At 45.3% G+C, this 3,093-nt stretch carries 3 protein-coding genes; 2 read left to right on the forward strand and 1 reads right to left on the reverse strand.

The genetic code is table 11. The features are described 5' to 3' along the window. On the reverse strand, positions 1-1,629 hold a 1,629-nt coding region (locus WBA23_RS23985), incomplete at its 3' end, for a DUF5916 domain-containing protein (RefSeq protein WP_424584808.1). Positions 1,630-1,795: 166 nt separating this feature from the next. Between WBA23_RS23985 and WBA23_RS23990 the strand changes: the two genes are divergently transcribed. Together WBA23_RS23990 and WBA23_RS23995 are read left to right on the forward strand one after the other, a co-directional pair. Further along, positions 1,796-2,458 (forward strand): TetR/AcrR family transcriptional regulator, encoded by a 663-nt coding sequence (locus tag WBA23_RS23990; protein ID WP_424584809.1) that lies wholly within the window; start codon positions 1,796-1,798, stop codon positions 2,456-2,458. Between the two features lie 181 nt (positions 2,459-2,639). After that, the coding region (locus WBA23_RS23995) for an ATP-binding cassette domain-containing protein (RefSeq protein ID WP_424584810.1) at positions 2,640-3,093 on the forward strand (454 nt) is incomplete at its 3' end.

Below are 3,093 nucleotides of genomic sequence, written 5' to 3' on the forward strand. Positions count from 1 at the left end.
ATCCTGGAAAGTGAGTTCGTAGGCCAGATAGCTCTGATTGTCGGTTTGCCGAAACAATTCATTGAAGAAGTAGGTAGAGCTCAAAATCGGTCCGTGGCTCACTACACTACTATTTTCGGGAAAGAACCGATACGCTATTTCAGGATTTATTTTGTAGTAAGAACGACGGGGAACAAAACCCACCTCGGCGGTGTAGCCCCGACCTACGTACTCGTGCTGCCAACTCAGGGTCCAGCGACGGCTGTCGTACGCTAAATCAGCGGCGTGCACCATGTTACGGTCCGATTTCTCCGGACTCATAGAATGCAGATACATGACCTTTCCCGTCCAAAGGTTGTTGGAGGAGGCAATGTTGTACTCCACCCCAATGTTGCGATTGTACTGAGAGTACACTGGCATGTTAGGATTATCGCTGGGAGTGTAGTTCAGCGATTCTTTATTGACCACAATCAAACCAATGTTAGACCGGGCAAATATCTGCCGCTGAAGGGCGGCTACCGTAAAATTCTGAGCGGGTAAGTCGGTGGCTTCCACTTTGCCGGTCTGAATGTTCATAGCCCCGATTCGCCAATTTTTATTAAGCTTCCCACTGAGTCGCGCCCCAAACTGAATGGGCACTCCCAACCCAATGCGGCGGGAGAAGAACGGGCGAATCGTGGGGTAGCCGAAATTGGCAAACAGGTCAGCATTTTCCAGAAAGAACTGCCGCCGTTCGGGAAAGAACAACTCAAACCGATCTAGGTTGGTTACCTGCTGGTCAACTTCTACCTGCGAGAAATCAGGGTTTATCGTCAGGTCTAGGTTTAGCGAAGAGGTAATGGCAATTTTAGCATCCACTCCTATTTCGCCCCGATAGTTGGTGGAGGTATTTTCTTCAAAATTTCGGGTAGCTCCGCCCAAGGCGTAGGGAATAATGGAGACGTTCCTTTTGGTAGCCGGAGGAGGTTGATCCCAGACCAACGTGCCGGTGAAGGCCAAAGATGCCGAAGGAAACTGACGGTGTACGGGTGCCCAGGCTGATTTCTCGCCAATCTGTAAATCTAAACGGCTGAAATTGATGCCCCACTCGGTAATACCTTTCTTGTAGCGAATCGTTTTGAAAGGAATAGCCGCTTCAAATACCCATTTATCTTGGTAATTCTTTACTTCCGATACCCACTTATTATCCCAACTCAGGTCTACTCGCCCGCCGTTAAACATCAGCCCATCCCACTGGGCTCCGGCCGCGTTGGCCCCAAAAGTAAAGCCGTTGGTCTGATCGTCAAACGGGTCCATAAACAGCAGGAAATTATCATTCTTCCCAAAGGAAAAATCCCGGCGCATAGACTCTACCGTATAGGAGCCAGACTCCGTATAATAGCACTCCGCCAGCAGGTACAAAAAGTTATCGTCGTATGCCATCCGCACATCCGTTCGCGCTACTGCCCGACTGGTGTCCATCGGCAGTATCATATGAAAATTAGTGGCGACGTTAGCTTGCTGCCAGGCCGAATCTAACGTTCCACCGTCAATAATAATGGGCGCAGTAGTTTTTTTAAGCAGCAACCGATAGTCGGCATTTTTTTTCTGAGCAAACAGCGGCGATGTAGCGAAAAGTAGCAGACTAAAAATTACACTAATAAATTTCACACCGTAGTGGGTTAAGCGAATTGACAGTACAAACAAAGCTATCACTTTTTTAGCTGTTGCCAACACTGCATTTCTGACACCATTTCCATTTGTATAAATTTATTTTGACCAAAGTACAACTAAGTCAGATAGGCGCCGTTAAGTTAGCTACACAAATTATGACCACATGGTCACTTTAGAAGTGAAGCCTACATTTGAACGACTAAAATCGGATAAAAAGCAGCAGTTTATTGAAGCGGCCTTTGAAGAATTTGCCCTGCACAGTTTTCAGGAAGCCTCTCTTAATCGACTGGTAAAAAAGCTAGGAATTGCGAAGGGAAGCGTCTATCAGTACTTTGATGACAAGCAAGCACTGTATTTTTATTTGAAAGAATACGTGATCGCGAAAAAACGAACGTTCATGCAATCCGCCATGAATATTCCCCCTGATGATTTTTGGGATTGGCTGGAAGCCTTATTTCATCACGGGTTGGCTTTTGATGCTCAGTATCCGGTGATGAACCGATTCTTGTATCGCTACAGTCAGGAGAAATTGATCCCGGAGGTGGCCAAGGATATGGTTCGCTACGATCAGGAAGCTGTTGACTTCTTTTCATCAATAATTGCGCAGCAGCAGGAAAAAGGTATACTAAAAAAGAATCTAGATGCTACCATCATGGCTCGGCTAATTGTACAGATTAGCAAGACTCTGCTAGAGACTTTAGCACCAGTGGAAGATCAACCTAATCCGTTAGGCCCGGTAATACAAGTCAGCGAAGCCGAATATACTCAGGCCCTTCGTCAACTCATTAATATTTTACAATCCGGGATGAAAAAAATTGACAATTGATAATGGAAACCGGGTCGCCGAGCAATTAACAGTGAAAATGAGCGCGACTCTCAGGGAATCTACCTGCCTAATTTTGAACCACTCATATCAATATATATTCAGAATTACACATTATTCAAATAATAAAATGTTGATAATCAAACACTTATCAATTGTCCATTATCCACTTTGAATTAGTATTATGATTACGGTAAATGACCTGCGGTACACGTATCCCAAAAATCAAAGTCCCACTTTGAAAGGTATCTCCTTTGCTATTGAGGCCGGAGAGATTTTTGGTTTTCTGGGGCCCAGCGGTAGCGGAAAAAGTACTACTCAAAAAATTCTGTACAAATTATTAGACGGCTACGATGGACAGGTGCAGATTCAAAACCGGGATTTGTCAGGCTGGGGGAAAGACTTTTACCAGCGTATTGGTGTGAGCTTCGAGCTACCCAACCATTATCTAAAACTGACGGCACTGGAGAACCTACAGTTCTTCGCCAACTTCTACGAAAAGAAACCAGTCGACTTCTACGAATTACTGGATAAAGTAGGATTGCGAGAAGATGCCGATAAGCCGGTTTCGGACTTCTCTAAGGGAATGAAGATGCGGTTGAACTTCATTCGCTCATTTATGCACGACCCGGATATTC

It is taken from the genome of Tunicatimonas sp. (assembly GCF_049647865.1).
Taxonomy (GTDB): Bacteria; Bacteroidota; Bacteroidia; order Cytophagales; family Cyclobacteriaceae; genus Tunicatimonas.

Coding starts and splice junctions, on each gene's coding strand:
- WBA23_RS23990 (WP_424584809.1), top strand. CDS start 1,796: ATGGTCACTTTAGAAGTGAAGCCTACATTTGAACGACTAAAATCGGAT.